General features: G+C 70.4%; 11 protein-coding genes. 7 read left to right on the top strand and 4 right to left on the bottom strand.

Features of this window, described 5'->3' with window-relative positions; all coding sequences use genetic code 11:
- On the top strand, positions 1 to 420 hold a 420-nt coding region (locus tag TR46_RS44620), incomplete at its 5' end, for an ATP-binding protein (protein ID WP_236655548.1).
- Positions 421 to 796: 376 nt separating this feature from the next.
- The gene (locus tag TR46_RS28080) at positions 797 to 3,319 is read left to right on the top strand and encodes a SpoIIE family protein phosphatase (RefSeq protein ID WP_084718995.1); all 2,523 of its coding nucleotides are present in this window, start codon (positions 797 to 799) and stop codon (positions 3,317 to 3,319) included.
- A gap of 40 nt (positions 3,320 to 3,359) precedes the next feature.
- On the opposite strand, the gene TR46_RS28075 is transcribed toward TR46_RS28080, so the two are convergent.
- From TR46_RS28075 to TR46_RS28060, 4 genes are all read right to left on the bottom strand, one after another.
- Complete coding sequence (locus tag TR46_RS28075) at positions 3,360 to 4,124, bottom strand: succinate dehydrogenase/fumarate reductase iron-sulfur subunit (protein WP_042406428.1); 765 nt, start codon at positions 4,122 to 4,124, stop codon at positions 3,360 to 3,362.
- On the bottom strand, positions 4,121 to 6,115 hold the full coding sequence (locus TR46_RS28070; protein ID WP_084718994.1) for a fumarate reductase/succinate dehydrogenase flavoprotein subunit: 1,995 nt from the start codon (positions 6,113 to 6,115) through the stop codon (positions 4,121 to 4,123). The genes TR46_RS28075 and TR46_RS28070 overlap by 4 nt, the downstream gene beginning before the upstream one ends.
- A 16-nt stretch (positions 6,116 to 6,131) precedes the next feature.
- Positions 6,132 to 6,917 carry a succinate dehydrogenase subunit SdhC gene (gene sdhC / locus TR46_RS28065; protein WP_042406426.1) on the bottom strand — a complete coding sequence of 262 codons (786 nt, stop codon included), beginning with the start codon at positions 6,915 to 6,917 and terminating at the stop codon, positions 6,132 to 6,134.
- Between the two features lie 115 nt (positions 6,918 to 7,032).
- Positions 7,033 to 7,371 (bottom strand): Rv0250c family protein, encoded by a 339-nt coding sequence (locus TR46_RS28060; RefSeq protein WP_369406014.1) that lies wholly within the window; start codon positions 7,369 to 7,371, stop codon positions 7,033 to 7,035.
- A gap of 336 nt (positions 7,372 to 7,707) precedes the next feature.
- Here TR46_RS28060 and TR46_RS28055 point away from each other — a divergent pair, with 336 nt between their 5' ends.
- The 5 genes from TR46_RS28055 to TR46_RS28035 all read left to right on the top strand — a co-directional run bounded on the left by TR46_RS28055 (position 7,708) and on the right by TR46_RS28035 (position 15,698).
- Positions 7,708 to 9,453 carry an ABC transporter family substrate-binding protein gene (locus TR46_RS28055; protein WP_052433148.1) on the top strand — a complete coding sequence of 582 codons (1,746 nt, stop codon included), beginning with the start codon at positions 7,708 to 7,710 and terminating at the stop codon, positions 9,451 to 9,453.
- Between the two features lie 272 nt (positions 9,454 to 9,725).
- Entirely contained in the window at positions 9,726 to 11,591 is a 1,866-nt protein-coding gene (gene typA / locus TR46_RS28050; protein ID WP_042406423.1) for a translational GTPase TypA, read from the top strand.
- A gap of 425 nt (positions 11,592 to 12,016) precedes the next feature.
- Positions 12,017 to 13,657, top strand: coding sequence for a peptide ABC transporter substrate-binding protein (locus tag TR46_RS28045; RefSeq protein ID WP_042406421.1), 1,641 nt, complete (start codon positions 12,017 to 12,019; stop codon positions 13,655 to 13,657).
- A gap of 96 nt (positions 13,658 to 13,753) precedes the next feature.
- Positions 13,754 to 14,677, top strand: coding sequence for an ABC transporter permease (locus tag TR46_RS28040; RefSeq protein WP_042406420.1), 924 nt, complete (start codon positions 13,754 to 13,756; stop codon positions 14,675 to 14,677).
- Complete coding sequence (locus TR46_RS28035) at positions 14,670 to 15,698, top strand: ABC transporter permease (protein ID WP_084718993.1); 1,029 nt, start codon at positions 14,670 to 14,672, stop codon at positions 15,696 to 15,698. The genes TR46_RS28040 and TR46_RS28035 overlap by 8 nt, the downstream gene beginning before the upstream one ends.
- Positions 15,699 to 15,710 lie beyond the last annotated feature (12 nt).

Here is a 15,710-nt window from a genome sequence, read left to right as displayed (position 1 = left end):
GCCGGGGCGGGCCCGGCGGACCGGGCGGCACTGACGGTCGCCTGGACCCTCGCCGCCGAGCCCACCGCGGCCTCCCGGGCCCGCCGACTGGTCCGGGCCACTCTGCGGGAGTGGGACCTGCTGCCGCTGCTCGACACCGCGCAGCTGCTGGTCAGCGAGCTGGTCACCAATTCCGTCCGCTACACGGAGGCGCCCATCGGGCTGCGGCTCAGCCTCGGCCGGACGCTGCTGGTCGAGGTCGCCGACCCGCTGCCGGACCCGCCGCTGGAGCGGGACTCGGCCAATACCGACGAGGGCGGCCGCGGGCTGCAGCTGGTGCACCGGCTCGCGGACCGCTGGGGCACCCGGTCCGAGGGCAGCGGCAAGGTGGTCTGGTTCGAACAGGCGCTGCCGTCAGGCCCTCCCGTTCCGGTTGGCTGAGGCGTAGGGTTCCGTTCCTCCGGGACGGATCCTCTGGGACGGATATGGCATTTCCTTACCTCGATTTGATGTTGTGTACTCCTGGGACGTGTGCGGCCGCCCCGGGATGATGAATACTCGGACCAGCGACATCCAGGTGCCGAAGGCTGGAGGGGTCGGGCAGTTGAGCGATTCGCCGACACGCGGTGCGGCTCTGGGCAGCGGAACGGGCCCAGGGGCCGCCGAACACGACCGGAGGGGCGGCATCCCGCGCCCGGCAGCCGGAGACGGCCCGGCCGAGCAGCGCCCGCACCCCCAGCACGCACATCACCCCCCACACGCCCAACACCCGCCGCAGCCGCAGCACCCGGACCCCGACGGCATCGGCTCTGGAGCCATGGACCCCGCACCCCGCACACCCCCCGCAGCCCCCGTCGTCCTACCCTCCGCCGTTTTCGACCCCGAGGCGATCGAGAACTGGGGCCACGGCGAGCCGGGTTCGATCTACGACTACATACGGGTCGCCGCCTTCTCGATCGGCGCCGACGGTCTGATCAGCCAATGGAGCGACCGGGCCGCCGAGTTCTTCGGCATCCCGGCCGAGGAGGCCGTCGGCCACGACCCGATCACCAGCTTCGCCCCGCGTGAACTGTGGCGCCGCGGCCGGGAGCGGATGGCCGAGATCCTGGCCGGCCAGGAGTGGGTCGGCACCGCCCCCTACCGGGACCGCGACGGCAACGAGTCCATCGCCGAGCTGTACCTGATGCCGGCCCAGGGCGAGGACGGCCGCAACGGCGTCGTCTGCATGGCCGTCGACCTGCGCAAGCTCCGCCGGATCGAGACCGACCTGGCCGCCTCCGAGGCGGTCTTCGGGCAGGCGCCCACCGGATTCGTGCTGTTCGACCGGGACTTCACCGTCCAGCGGGTCAACGACAGCTTCGCCGAGGGCCTCGGTTCGACCCCCGCCGACCTGCACGGACTGTCCGTCAAGGACCTGCTGCCGCGGCCCGAGGCGGAACGCCTGGAGCAGGCGCTGCGGACCGTGATGGAGTCCGGCGAGCCCGTCGTCGACCTGCGCTTCAACGGCGCCGTCCCGACCAAGCCGGGCCGCCGCCGCTGGTCCATCTCGCTCTACCGGCTGCTCAGCGCCGGCAACCGGCCGATGGGCGTGGCCGGCCAGGTCGTCGATGTCACGGGCCGTCAGCGGGCCGAGCGCGAGGCCGCCAGCGTCCGCCGCAGCCTGGCCCTGCTCAACGAGGCCGGCGCGCACATCGGCTCCACCCTGGACCTGGAGACCACCGCCCGCGAGCTGCTGGACGTCACCGTCCCCGGCTTCTGCGACGTCGCCGCCGTCGACCTCTACCAGGGCGTCCTCGCCGCCGACACGGACCTGGGGCTCGGCCAGGTGGGCCGCCCCGACGGCGCCGGCGAGCTGCGCCGGGTCGCCTCGGCCAGCACCGTCTCGCACTTCTCGGTGCTGCATCCCGAGCCGGAGCACCGCGGGCCGCGCGCCGAGATCGGCGGCACCTTCTGCTACCCGCCGGGCTCCGCCTACGCCAAGGCGCTGCGCACCGGTCGCAGCGTCACCCTCAACGGCCCGGCCAACCCCGACCCGGACCCGATGATCGCCAGCACGGTGATCGTCCCGATGGTCGCCCGCGACATCGTGCTCGGCCTGGTCCAGCTGTCCCGGGCCAAGGGCAGCGAGCCGTTCGACCCCCGCGACGTCGCCATCGCCAACGAGCTGGTCAGCCGGGCCGCGGTCTGCATCGACAACGCCAGGCTCTACCGCCGTGAGCACGAGCGCGCGCTGATCCTGCAGCGCAGCCTGCTGCCCCCGGGCAGCCCGGCCGCCTCCGGCCTGGAGATCGCCTGCCGCTACCGCCCGGGCAGCAGCGGCACCGAGGTCGGCGGCGACTGGTTCGACGTCATCCAACTCCCCGGCAACCGCACCGCCCTGGTCATCGGCGACGTGATGGGCCGCGGCCTGCGCGCCGCCGTCGCCATGGGCCAACTGCGCACCGCGGTACGCACCCTGGCCATGCTGGACCTGGACCCGGCCGAGGTGCTCAGCGCGCTGGACGAGATCGCCCGCGGCCTCGGCGACGGCAACGAGCCGGAGCCGGACGACTCCGACCGGGTCGAGCTCTACCTCGCCACCTGCGTCTACGCCGTCTACGACGCGGTCACCCGCCGATGTACCTTCGCCAACGCCGGGCACCTCCCGCCGGTGCTGCGGGTCCCCGGCGAGGAGGCGCTGATGCTGGACGTGCCGCCGGGCCTGCCGCTGGGCGTCGGCGGCGAGCCGTTCGAGGAGGTCACCGTCGAACTCCCGGACGGCGCCCTGCTCGGCCTCTACACCGACGGCCTGGTCGAGTCGCGCAAGCACCAGTTGGAGGAGGGCCTGTCCGCGCTGCGGGACACCCTCTCCGGGCCGCCCCGCGAGCTGGAGAACCTCTGCGACCACCTGCTCACCGCGCTGGACCCGCACCACGGCGAGGACGACATCGCCCTGCTGATGGCCAGGGTGCACGCGCTGCCGGACGACGCGGTCGGCGACTGGACCCTGCCCTCCGAGCCCACCTCGGTCGCCCGGGCCCGCGAACTCGCCTGCGCCTGGCTGCTCGCCCGCGGCCAGGACGACCTGATCGACACGGTCGAACTACTGGTCAGCGAGCTCGCTACCAATGCCCTGCGGCACGGCCGCGGCGACATCCGGCTCCGGCTGCTCCGCGACCGCACCCTGGTCTGCGAGGTCTGGGACAACGGCTACGCCCAGCCCCGCCAGCGCCGCGCCCGCGACACCGACGAGGGCGGCCGGGGCCTCCAGCTGGTCAGCCTCCTCGCCGACCGCTGGGGCTCCCGCCGCACCCCCCTCGGCAAGACCGTCTGGTTCGAACTCAACCTGCCGCCCCGCTAGCCCGCGCCCCGATAGGGGCGCGGGGCGCAACGCCCGCCAGCTACTTCCTGCGCTTGATAACGGACCCCAGCCACACCAAAGGATCGTACTTCCGGTCAACGGCGCGCTCCTTCAACGGAATCAGCGCATTGTCCGTGATTTTGATGTGCTCCGGGCACACCTCCGTGCAGCACTTGGTGATGTTGCACATCCCCAATCCGTGCTCCTCCTGCGCGGACCGCTTCCGGTCCAACCCCTCCTCCGCGGCGGCGTCCAGCGGATGCATGTCCAGCTCCGCCACCCGCATCAGGAACCGGGGCCCGGAGAACGCCGGCTTGTTCTCCTCGTGGTCCCGGACCACATGGCAGGTGTTCTGGCAGAGGAAGCACTCGATGCACTTGCGGAACTCCTGCGACCGGTTCACGTCCTCCTGGGCCATCCGGTACTCGCCCGGCTTCAGCCCCTGCGGCGGGACGAAGGACGGCACCTCCCGCGCCTTGGTGTAGTTGAAGGACACGTCCGTCACCAGGTCCCGCAGCACCGGGAAGGTCCGCATCGGGGTGATGGTGACCGGCTCGTCCGGGGGCAGCGTGGACATCCGGGTCATGCACAGCAGCCGAGGCCGCCCGTTGACCTCCGCCGAGCAGGACCCGCACTTGCCGGCCTTGCAGTTCCAGCGCACCGCCAGGTCCGGCGCCTGGGTGGCCTGGAGCCGGTGGACGATGTCCAGGACCACCTCGCCCTCGTTGACCTCCACCTGGTACGGCTCCAGGCCGCCGCCCGAGGAATCGCCGCGCCACACGCGGAAGTTGGCCTGGTAGCTCACTGCTCGGCTCCGTCCGGGACATCGGCGTCGACGTCCGCGTCGGCGTCCGTGCGCTGTTCGGGGATGGTTGCCGACGGCAGCTCGCCGTCGGTCAGGTACTTCTTCAGCTCGGACGTCTCGAACAGGGCCAGCAGATCGGCCCTGATCGGCGGGTTGTCCTTGCGCACCAGGGCGATCTGCCCGTCGCTCCCGTCCGCCCCGCCCTTCTCCGCCAGCGAGCAGATCAGATTGACCTTGCGCCAGGCGCTGTCCATCTGCGGGTGGTCCTCGCGGGTGTGCCCGCCCCGGCTCTCGGTGCGCTCCAGCGCGGCACGGGCCACGCACTCGGAGACCAGCAGCATGTTGCGCAGGTCCAGGGCGAGGTGCCAGCCCGGGTTGAACTGCCGGTGCCCCTCGACCACCGCCCGCTCGGCCCGTTCCCGCAGCCCGACCAGCCGCTGCAGCGCCTCGGCCACCTCCGCCTCCCGGCGGATGATGCCGACCAGGTCGTTCATGGTCTGCTGGAGCTCCTGGTGCACGGTGTAGGGGTTCTCCGACGGTCCGTCACCGCCGGTCCCCTCGAAGGGGTTGAGCGCCTCCTCCGCCGCCGCGCTGATCTGCTCCTCGTCCAGCTCGGGCCGCTCGGCCAGCGCCGCCGCGTAGAGCGAGGCGTGCAGTCCGGCCCGGCGGCCGAAGACCAGCAGGTCGGAGAGGGAGTTGCCGCCGAGCCGGTTGGAGCCGTGCATCCCGCCGGCCACCTCGCCAGCCGCGTACAGCCCGGGTACGGACGCGGCCGCGGTGTCCGGGTCGACCTCGACGCCGCCCATCACGTAGTGGCAGGTCGGCCCGACCTCCATCGGCTCGGCGGTGATGTCGACGTCCGCCAGCTCCTTGAACTGGTGGTGCATCGACGGCAGCCGGCGCCGGATCTCCTCGGCCGGAAGGCGGGTGGAGACGTCCAGGTAGACCCCGCCGTGCGGGGTGCCGCGGCCGGCCTTGACCTCGGAGTTGATGGCGCGGGCCACCTCGTCCCTGGGCAGCAGCTCCGGGGGGCGGCGGTTGTTGGCCTGGTCGGAGTACCAGCGGTCGCCCTCCGCCTCGGTCTCCGCGTACTGCGCGCGGAAGACGTCGGGGATGTAGTCGAACATGAAGCGCTTGCCCTCGCTGTTGCGCAGCACCCCGCCGTCGCCCCGGACCGACTCGGTGACCAGGATCCCCTTCACCGACGGCGGCCAGACCATCCCGGTGGGATGGAACTGGACGAACTCCATGTTCACCAGGGTCGCCCCGGCGAGCAGCGCCAGCGCGTGGCCGTCCCCGGTGTACTCCCAGGAGTTGGAGGTCACCTTGAAGGACTTGCCGATGCCGCCGGTGGCCAGCACCACGGCCGGCGCCTCGATGGTAAAGAAGCGGCCGGACTCGCGCTGGTAGCCGAACACCCCGCTGACCCGGTCCTCGCCGCGGACGCTGTGCCCCTTGAGCACCCTGGTGACGGTGTACTCCTGGAAGACCTTGATCCGGGCCTCGTGGTCGCCGTACTCCTTGAAGTCCTCCTGCTGCAGCGAGACCACCTTCTGCTGCAGGGTGCGGATCAGTTCGAGCCCGGTCCGGTCGCCGACGTGCGCCAGCCGCGGGTACTCGTGCCCGCCGAAGTTGCGCTGGGAGATCCGGCCGTCCTTGGTGCGGTCGAACAGCGCGCCCCAGGTCTCCAGCTCCCAGACCCGGTCCGGGGCCTCCTGGGCGTGCAGCTCGGCCATCCGCCAGTGGTTCAGGAACTTCCCGCCGCGCATGGTGTCGCGGAAGTGCGTCTGCCAGTTGTCGTCGGAGTTGACGTTGCCCATGCTGGCGGCGATGCCGCCCTCGGCCATCACGGTGTGGGCCTTGCCGAACAGCGACTTGCAGATGATCGCCGTCCGCATCCCCTGCTCGCGGGCCTCGATCGCGGCACGCAGCCCGGCACCCCCGGCTCCGACCACGACCACGTCGTACGTGTGGCGCTCCACCTCGGTCATGTGTGTGGTGTTTCCTTCAGAAGAGGCGCGGGTCGGTGAACGCACCGCTGGCGAGCAGGTAGACATAGAGGTCGGCGACGCCGACGCTGATCAGCGAGGCCCAGGCCAGCTGCATGTGGCGGGCGTTCAGCTTCCCCACCAGGTTCCACATCCGGTAGCGGACGGGGTGCTTGGAGAAGTGCCGCAGCCGCCCGCCGACGATGTGCCGGCAGGAGTGGCAGGAGAGGGTGTACGCCCAGATCAGCACGATGTTGGCGAGCAGCACCAGGGTGCCGATGCCGGCGTGGCCCCACTGCCCGGCCGGGTTGCGCCAGGCCAGCACGGCGTCGTAGGTCAGGATGCCGGCGACCACGATGGCGAAGTAGAAGAAGTAGCGGTGGATGTTCTGCAGGACCAGCGGGAAGCGGGTCTCGCCGCTGTACGACGCGTGCGGCTCGGCGACCGCGCAGGCCGGCGGTGAGGACCAGAACGCGCGGTAGTAGGCCTTGCGGTAGTAGTAGCAGGTCAGCCGGAAGCCCAGCGGGAAGATCAGCACGATCAGCGCGGGGGAGAGCTGCCACCAGCTGCCGAACAGCGCCCAGTCGGCGCCGGACTTCATGGCCGGGCAGTTGGCGGCCAGGCAGGGCGAGTAGAAGGGCGACACATAGGGCGCCGCGTAGGCGGTGTGCAGCCCGAAGAAGGCCCGCCAGGTGGAGTAGCCGACGAACGCCAGCAGGCCGAACGCGGTGACGGCCTGGGAGAGCCACCACCGGTCGGTCCGCAGATGCCGGGCGGCGATGGCGGCACGCCCGGGGGAGTGCACCCCCCGTCCCGGTGCCGGGCCTGACGGATCTGCGGGGGTCTGCGGTTCCCCGGGGTGCTGCGGGGGCCGGGTCTCGGTGGTCACGCGGGTCTATTCCTCCAGCTCCAGGCTTGGATCAGCGGTGGCGGCAGCCGATGCCCTCGTCGTCGGCGTCGCGCCACATCGCCGGGTCGTACGGCGTGTCGGCGATCTCCACGACCCCGGCACGCGGTCCGGGCATCCGCCCGGAGCCCGCTCCGCCCTCGGCGGTCGCGGCGACGGACGCCGCCAGCAGGGCGAGGCTCTCCCGGAGGTGGACCAGGTCGGTGCGGACCCGGCGGACGTCGAGTCCGCCGCCGAGCCGCAGCCGGGAGTCGCTGAGGGCCCGGTCGAGTTCCTCCAGGCAGCGCATGGCCTCGGCCAGCGGTCCGGCGGTGGTCGACGGCGGCATGGCCGGGGGCATGGCTGGGGGCATGGCAGAGCCACCTCCGCACTTCGCTGCTTGATCAAGCAACAACCTGATCAAGGTTTCTGATGTTTCGTCAGCCAGACGTGCGCAAGCGAGTGTGGCTCCGATCACCGGCCGCTGGGAAGACCTTGAACGGGATTGGCGCGGGATTGGCGGGAATTCCTGGTCGCGGCACTCCTCCGCACGCCGGGCGTGCACCGCGACCGCTGCCCCGAACGGGTGACCGTTCGCTTCTCCGCAGCCGTGTCGGAAGGGCGGACCGCGCCGTTTGCTCTTCAGTAGGGGGGCGGAACGTCTGAAAAGCCATGAGATGTGTCTGTATGCCCGCCTGCGGAGGTCCCCGTGCCCCAGTCACCCGCCCGCCCGTACGGGACCCTCGCCGTCGTCGGCGCCGCGGCCCTGGGCGTCGTCCTCGCCGCCTGCTCGGGCGGCGGCCCCGCGCCCAAGGCCTCGGACCTGTCCTCCGCGGCCCGGGCCGAGGTCCGCACCGGGGGCACGCTGCGCTGGGCCCTGGACGCCGCGCCGACCACGCTGAACACCTTCCAGGCCGACGCCACCCCGGACACCGCGCTGCTGGCCGAGGCGGTGCTGCCGACCCTGTTCACCCTGGACCAGCACGCGACCGCCAGCCCCGACCCGGACTACCTCACCGGCGCGGAGCAGACCTCGCAGCAGCCGCAGACCGTCGTCTACCACCTCAACCCCAAGGCGGTCTGGAGCGACGGCACCCCGCTCTCGGCGGCCGACTTCGCCGCCCAGTGGCGCGCCCTGAACGGCCGCAGCTCGGCCTACTGGACCGCCCGCACCGACGGCTACGACGCCATCGCCTCGGTCGGCCAGGGGGCCGGGCCGCATGACGTCAAGGTCGTCTTCGCCAGGCCCTACGCGGCCTGGAAGGGCCTGTTCACCCCGCTCTACCCGGCGGCGGCGACCAGCACCCCGGACGCCTTCAACGACGGCTCGCACACCCGGCTGGCCGCCGACGCCGGCCCCTTCACCCTGACCGGGGTCAAGGACCTCAAGGCGCTGAACGGCGGCGCCGTCACCGCGGTCCGCAATCCGCACTGGTGGGGCGCCCCGGCCAAGCTGGACGCGATCGCCTTCACCCCGTCCGCCCCCGACGCCAGGGTCGCCGACCTGCGGGCCGGCAGGCTGGACGTCGCCGACCTCAGCCGCGCCGTCGAGGACGGCACGCCGGTCGGCCAGGCCGCGTCGGTCCCCGGCACGGTGCTGCACCGGGCCTCGGCCCCCGCGTTCCTGCAGCTCACCCTGAACGGCGGCAGCGGCCCGCTGGCCGACCCCGACCTGCGCCGGGCCGTCGCCCAGGCGGTCGACCGCACCGCGATCGCCGAGACCGTCCTCAAGCCGCTGGGCCTGCCGGTCCTTCCGCTCGGCAACCACCTGGTCATGGCCGACCAGCACGGCTACGAGGACGACAGCTCCGCGCTGGCCCCCGGCGCCGACAACGCCACCCGGCATTTGGACGCGGCCGGCTGGCGGCTGGCCCAGACCCCGGCCGGCGATGCCGCGCACCAGGCGCCGAGCACCACGCCGGTCCGCACCAAGGACGGCCGCACGCTCGGGCTGACCCTGCTCACCCGCACCGGCTCCGCCGAGGACGCCCAGGTGGCGCGGGTGCTCACGGCCCAGCTGGCCAAGGTCGGCATCCCGCTGCGCACCGTGACCGTGGCCGGCGACTCCTTCTTCGCCGACCATGTCGCCGCCGGCTCCTTCGACCTGGCCCTCTTCTCCTGGCCGGCCGCCCGCTTCCCGGTCGCCGACGAGCTCCCGCTCTACGCCAAGCCCTCGGTCGAGGCCGACGGCTCGCTGAACAACGGTCAGAACCTCGCCGCCACCGGCACGGACGAGGTGGACCAGCTGCTCACCCGGGCCGCCTCGGCCCTGGACCCGGCCCAGGCCGCCCGGCTGACCACCGAGGCGGACACCCGGATCTGGCAGGAGGCCCCCTCCCTCCCCCTCTTCCAGCGCCCCGAACTGGTCGCCGTCCGCACCGACGTCGCCAACGCCGGCGCCTTCGGCTTCACCGCCCCCCACTTCCAGGACCTGGGCTTCACCAGCCGGCACTGAACCGGCTCCGGCCCGGCCCCCGGCACCGCGCTCGGGGCCGGAACCGGGCCGGAACCGGGCCGGAACCGAGGCCGGGGTGTGACCCGCGTCGCGGGGGCGCGGGCGGTGTCAGTGCGCGCGGGCCCGTACCATGGGGGTAAGCCGTGGCATGTGGTGCCCGGCAGGTGGACCGGCGGCAGTGGCGCGGACGACTCGGGAGGGTCGGCGCATCGAGGCGGCCCACGCCACATGACTCCGACCCACGCCCCACGACCCGGGAGATTCACCCCCGTATGCCCACGCGCAATGACATCCGAAACGTAGCCATCGTCGCCCATGTCGACCACGGCAAGACCACGCTGGTCGATGCCATGCTCAAGCAGGCGGGTGCCTTCGCCGCCCACCAGCACCTGGACGAGCGAATGATGGACTCCAACGACCTGGAGCGCGAGAAGGGCATCACCATTCTCGCGAAGAACACCGCGGTCAAGTACCACCCCAAGGGTGGCGGCGACGTGGTGACCATCAACATCATCGACACCCCCGGCCACGCCGACTTCGGCGGCGAGGTCGAGCGCGGCCTGTCCATGGTGGACGCGGTCGTGCTGCTGGTCGACGCCTCCGAGGGCCCGCTGCCGCAGACCCGCTTCGTGCTGCGCAAGGCGCTGACCGCGAACCTGCCGGTCATCCTGTGCATCAACAAGACGGACCGCCCGGACTCCCGGATCGACGAGGTCATCAACGAGACCTACGACCTGTTCCTGGACCTGGACGCGACCGAGGAGCAGATCGAGTTCCCGATCGTCTACGCCTGCGCGCGTGACGGCGTCGCCTCGCTGACCAAGCCGGAGAACGGCACCGTCCCGGCGGACAGCGACAGCCTGGAGCCGTTCTTCTCCACCATCCTGGAGTCGGTCCCGGCCCCCACCTACACCGAGGGCGCCCCGCTCCAGGCCCATGTCACCAACCTGGACGCCGACAACTTCCTCGGCCGCATCGCGCTCTGCCGGGTCGAGGAGGGCGAGCTCCGCAAGGGCCAGCAGGTCGCCTGGATCCAGCGGGACGGCACGATCAAGCAGGTCAAGGTCACCGAGCTGCTGATGACCGAGGCGCTCACCCGCAAGCCGGCCGACCTGGCCGGCCCCGGTGACATCTGTGCCATCGCCGGCATCCCGGACATCATGATCGGCGAGACCCTGGCCGACCTGGAGAACCCGGTCGCGCTGCCGCTGATCACGGTGGACGAGCCGGCCATCTCGATGACCATCGGCACCAACACCTCGCCGCTGGTCGGCAAGGGCGGCAAGGGCCACAAGGTCACCGCCCGGATGGTGAAGGACCGCCTGGACCGCGAACTGATCGGCAACGTCTCGCTCCGGGTGCTGCCGACCGAGCGCCCCGACGCCTGGGAGGTGCAGGGCCGCGGCGAGCTGGCGCTGGCCATCCTGGTGGAGACCATGCGCCGGGAGCTCTTCGAGCTGACCGTCGGCAAGCCGCAGGTGGTCACCAAGACCGTCAACGGCAAGCTGCACGAGCCGGTCGAGCGGATGACCATCGACTCCCCCGAGGAGTACCTGGGCGCGATCACGCAGCTCATGGCGACCCGCAAGGGCCGGATGGAGACCATGACGAACCACGGCTCCGGCTGGGTCCGGATGGAGTTCATCGTCCCGGCGCGAGGCCTGATCGGCTTCCGCACCCAGTTCCTCACCGACACCCGCGGCACCGGCATCGCGCACAGCATCTTCGAGGGCCACGAGCCGTGGTTCGGCGAGATCCGGATGCGCAACAACGGCTCGCTGGTCGCCGACCGGGCCGGCGTGGTGACGCCGTTCGCGATGATGGGCCTGCAGGAGCGCGGCGTGATCTTCGTCGAGCCCACCACCGAGGTGTACGAGGGCATGATCATCGGCGAGAACTCGCGTGCCGACGACATGGACGTCAACATCACCAAGGAGAAGAAGCTCACCAACATGCGCGCCGCCTCCTCCGACACCACCGAGAACCTGGTGCCGCCGCGCAAGCTCTCGCTGGAGCAGTCGCTGGAGTTCTGCCGCGAGGACGAGTGCATCGAGGTCACCCCGGAGACAGTGCGCATCCGCAAGGTGGTCCTGGACGCGCAGACCCGCGGCCGCCAGCGCGGCCGTCTCAAGGGCTGACGACGGGCCCGCGGTCCCGGTAGCACCCAGCCGCTGTCCCGCCCCCTCCAGGGCGGGACAGCGGCTTTTTCACGCCTGCCGTTCATCACACTGAGTAGTTGCCGCCCGGCCGAGTGTCAGTCCCTGGTGGTACGGATATCGGTGACAGGATGCCTCTTGTCGGTGAAAGGTGTCCGTTTGATGGTCCCTTGCACCCACCTGGACACGCCCGGGTTGCGAGATATGAGTCACAGGCGTGTGATCAAACCGAAATGTGATTTGGTCAAGAGCATCTCTGACGGTGACAGATAGTAGGAATTACGACGCTCGGGTCACCGGGTCCTCCGTCCCACGGCGCAGGCCTCGCGAGCGACAGAGCGCAGGGCTCCCAGGGGTGGGCGCCGGGCGCACGGTACGACGGACAGTACGTCTGAGGAGGCACGTCCATGCGTGGAGCCACGCAAGCCAAGTTCGCCGCCGGCGCGATCGCCATCGCCCTCGCGGCCACCGCCTGCAGCAGCGGCAGCTCCGGCAGCAGCTCCGGCGGCTCGAACGCCAGCGGTGTCGTGAACGCATGGTGGGGTGACCCGCAGAACCCGTTGATCCCGACGGACACCAACGAGGTGAACGGCGGCGCCGTCCTCAACATGATCTTCACGGGTCTGAAGACCTACGACCCGAAGACCGCCAAGGCGATGAACGCCAACGCCGAGTCCATCACCACCACGGACCAGCAGAACTTCACCATCAAGCTGAAGCCGGGATGGAAGTTCAGCGACGGGACCCCGGTCACCGCCCACTCCTACGTGGACGCCTGGAACTGGGGCACCTACCTGCCGAACGGGCAGAACAACACCGACCCGTTCTTCACGGCCATCAAGGGCTACACGGACGTGCACCCCGCCAGCGGCTCGCCCAAGGCGACGACCATGTCGGGTCTGAAGGTCGTCGACGACAACACCTTCACCGTCGCGCTCACCAGCAAGTTCTCCACCTGGCCGGACACCCTGGGCTACTCGGCGTTCTACCCGCTGCCCAAGGCGTTCTTCGCCGACAAGGCCAAGTGGGAGGCCAAGCCGATCGGCAACGGGCCCTACGTCATCAGCTCGTGGACCAAGAGCCAGCAGATGCAGCTGCGCCCCAACTCCACCTACAGCGGCGACCAGAAGCCCAAGAACGGCGGGATCAACCTCAAGGTCTACACGGACCCCAACGCGGCCTACGCCGACCTGCAGTCCGGCAACCTGGACGTCGACAACGGCCTGCCCAACAGCGCCCTGAAGACCGTCGCCACCGACCTGAACGGCCGCTACATCAACCAGCCGGCCGGCATCATCCAGACCATCTCGTTCCCGATGTACCAGGCCAACTGGAACACCGCCGGGGCGCAGAAGGTCCGCCAGGGCCTGTCCATGGCGATCGACCGCGCGACGATCACCAAGCAGATCTTCAACAACACCCGCACCCCCGCCACCGACTGGACCTCCCCGGTCCTCGGCGAGGCCGGCGGCTACAAGGAGGGGCTGTGCGGTGACAACTGCACCTACAACCCCACCAAGGCCAAGCAGCTGATCGAGGCGGGCGGCGGCATCCCCGGCGGCCAGCTGACCATCAGCTACAACGCCGACGGTCCGCACAAGGAGTGGGTGGACGCGGTCTGCAACAGCATCAACAACGTGCTGGGCAACAGCAAGTCCTGCGTCGGCAAGCCGGTCGGCACCTTCGCGGACTTCCGCAACCAGGTGACCGGCAAGCGGGAGACCGGCGCCTTCCGCACCGGCTGGCAGATGGACTACCCGCTGATCCAGGACTTCCTGCAGCCGCAGTACTTCACCGACGCCGCCTCGAACGACTCCCACTGGAGCAACGCGACGTTCGACTCGCTGGTGAACCAGGCCAACGCCGAGGGCGACACCACCAAGGCCGTTCAGGACTTCCGCACCGCGGAGCAGCAGTTGGTCACCGACATGCCGGCGATCCCGCTGTGGTACCAGAATGGCACCGCCGGTTGGTCCTCGAAGGTCAGTAATGTGACGCTCGACCCCTTCAGCGTCCCGGTCTACACCGACATCACCGTCAACAAGTAGTCACCCAGAGCGCTGGCTGCTGCTAGACGACGCCGGGCGACAGCCCGGGAACCGTGAGGTTCCCGGCTGTCGCCCGGCCGACTCCCTGGAGGTTCCATGGGGCGCTACGTCATCAGACGACTGCTCCAGATGATCCCGGTCTTCATCGGGACCACTTTCATCATCTTCGCGATGGTGCACGCTCTCGGTGACCCCGTGAACGCGCTGTTCGGAGACAAGGCTCCGGACCCCGCGGTCGCGGCACAGCTCCGGCAGTCACTGGGCCTGAACGACCCGCTGTGGCTGCAGTACCTGCACTACATGAGGGGCATCTTCACCGGGGACCTCGGAAAGACCTTCAGCGGGGAGCAGGTCACCAGCCTCCTGGCATCGGCCTACCCGACCACCCTCAAGCTCACGGCGGTCGCCTTCAGCATCGAGGTCATCCTCGGCATCGGCCTCGGCCTGGTCAGCGGCCTGCGCCGGGGCAAGTCCGTGGACACGCTGGTGATGGTGTTCACCCTGGTCGTCATCTCCATCCCGGTCTTCGTCATCGGTTATGTGCTGCAGTACCTGCTCGGTGTGAAGTGGGGCATCGTCAATGCCACGGCCGGCTACGGCGCTCCGATCAGCGACCTGATCCTGCCGGGCTTCGTGCTCGCCTCGGTGTCGCTGGCCTACGTGGCCCGGCTGACCCGAACCACCGTGGCGGAGAACAGCAAGGCCGACTATGTGCGCACGGCCACGGCCAAGGGGCTGCCGCGGCGCCGGGTGATCACCCACCACCTGCTGCGCAACTCGCTGATCCCGGTGATCACCTTCCTCGGCACCGACCTCGGCGCCCTGATGGGCGGCGCGCTGGTGACCGAGCGCATCTTCAACATCCAGGGTGTCGGCTACTGGCTCTATCAGGGCATCGTCCGTCAGAACACCCCCACCGTGGTGGGCTTCGTGACCATCCTGGTCGTCGTCTACCTCCTGGCCAACCTGCTCGTCGACCTGCTCTACGCGGTCCTGGACCCGAGGATCCGTTATGCCTGACCAGCAGCCGAACAAGCACAACGGCGTCCCCGAGGACTCCAGCACCGAACTCTCCAGCGCCTTCCCGGAGACCCCGACCCTGGGCGCGATGGGGGCCCAGCCGCTGCTGGACAAGGAGGACCTCTCGCACTCCGCCCCGCAGTCGGCCGAGGCCGTCGGCGTGACCGACCGCGAGGTGGCCCGCAGCCTGTGGCAGGACGCCTGGCGCGAACTGCGCCGCAACCCCGTCTTCCTGATCTCGGGCGTACTGATCGTCCTGCTGCTCCTGGTGGCGATCTGGCCGGGTCTGTTCGACTCGACCAGCCCGCTGTCGTGCGACCTGTCCAAGTCGCAGCTGGGGCCCACCTCGGGACACCCGTTCGGCTTCGACACCCAGGGCTGCGACGTCTACGCCCGCACCATCCACGGCGCCCGCGCCTCCATCACCGTCGGCGTGTTCGCCACGGCGGGGGCCGCGCTGCTGGGCACGCTGATGGGCGGTCTGGCCGGCTTCTTCGGCGGCTGGATCGACGCGGTCATCTCCCGCATCGCCGACATCTTCTTCGGCATCCCGATCCTGCTCGGCGGACTGGTCTTCCTGTCCGTCATCCCGAGCCAGTCGATCTGGGTCGTGGTCGGGTTCATCGTGGTGCTCGGCTGGCCGCAGATCGCGCGTATCGCCCGAGGCGCGGTGATCACCGCCAAGCAGCAGGACTACGTCACCGCGGCACAGGCGCTGGGGGCCGGCAACAGCAGGATGCTGCTGCGGCACATCATGCCGAACGCGCTGGCGCCGATCATCGTGGTGGCGACCATCGCCCTGGGCACGTACATCTCGCTGGAGGCGACGCTGTCCTACCTGGGCGTCGGCCTCAAGCCGCCGACCGTGTCCTGGGGCATCGACATCTCGTCCGCGGCGGACACCTTCCGCAACGCGCCGCACATGCTGCTGTTCCCGGCCGGCGCGCTGTGCATCACCATCCTGGCGTTCATCATGCTCGGCGACGCCGTCCGTGACGCCCTCGACCCCAAGCTTCGCTGAGAGAGGCGGAAA

Origin of the sequence: Streptacidiphilus carbonis, assembly GCF_000787775.1 — a bacterium.
In the GTDB taxonomy this organism is placed as follows: domain Bacteria; phylum Actinomycetota; class Actinomycetes; order Streptomycetales; family Streptomycetaceae; genus Streptacidiphilus; species Streptacidiphilus carbonis.
This window is presented reverse-complemented; position numbering and strand designations above follow the sequence as displayed.

What these genes read in the sequence shown, in the direction of transcription:
- TR46_RS28040 (WP_042406420.1), top strand. Translation starts at nt 13,754, where the DNA reads ATGGGGCGCTACGTCATCAGACGACTGCTCCAGATGATCCCGGTCTTC.
- TR46_RS28060 (WP_369406014.1), bottom strand. Translation starts at nt 7,371, where the DNA reads ATGCCCCCAGCCATGCCCCCGGCCATGCCGCCGTCGACCACCGCCGGA.
- TR46_RS28080 (WP_084718995.1), top strand. Translation starts at nt 797, where the DNA reads ATGGACCCCGCACCCCGCACACCCCCCGCAGCCCCCGTCGTCCTACCC.
- typA (WP_042406423.1), top strand. Translation starts at nt 9,726, where the DNA reads ATGCCCACGCGCAATGACATCCGAAACGTAGCCATCGTCGCCCATGTC.
- TR46_RS28045 (WP_042406421.1), top strand. Translation starts at nt 12,017, where the DNA reads ATGCGTGGAGCCACGCAAGCCAAGTTCGCCGCCGGCGCGATCGCCATC.
- TR46_RS28035 (WP_084718993.1), top strand. Translation starts at nt 14,670, where the DNA reads ATGCCTGACCAGCAGCCGAACAAGCACAACGGCGTCCCCGAGGACTCC.
- TR46_RS28070 (WP_084718994.1), bottom strand. Translation starts at nt 6,115, where the DNA reads ATGACCGAGGTGGAGCGCCACACGTACGACGTGGTCGTGGTCGGAGCC.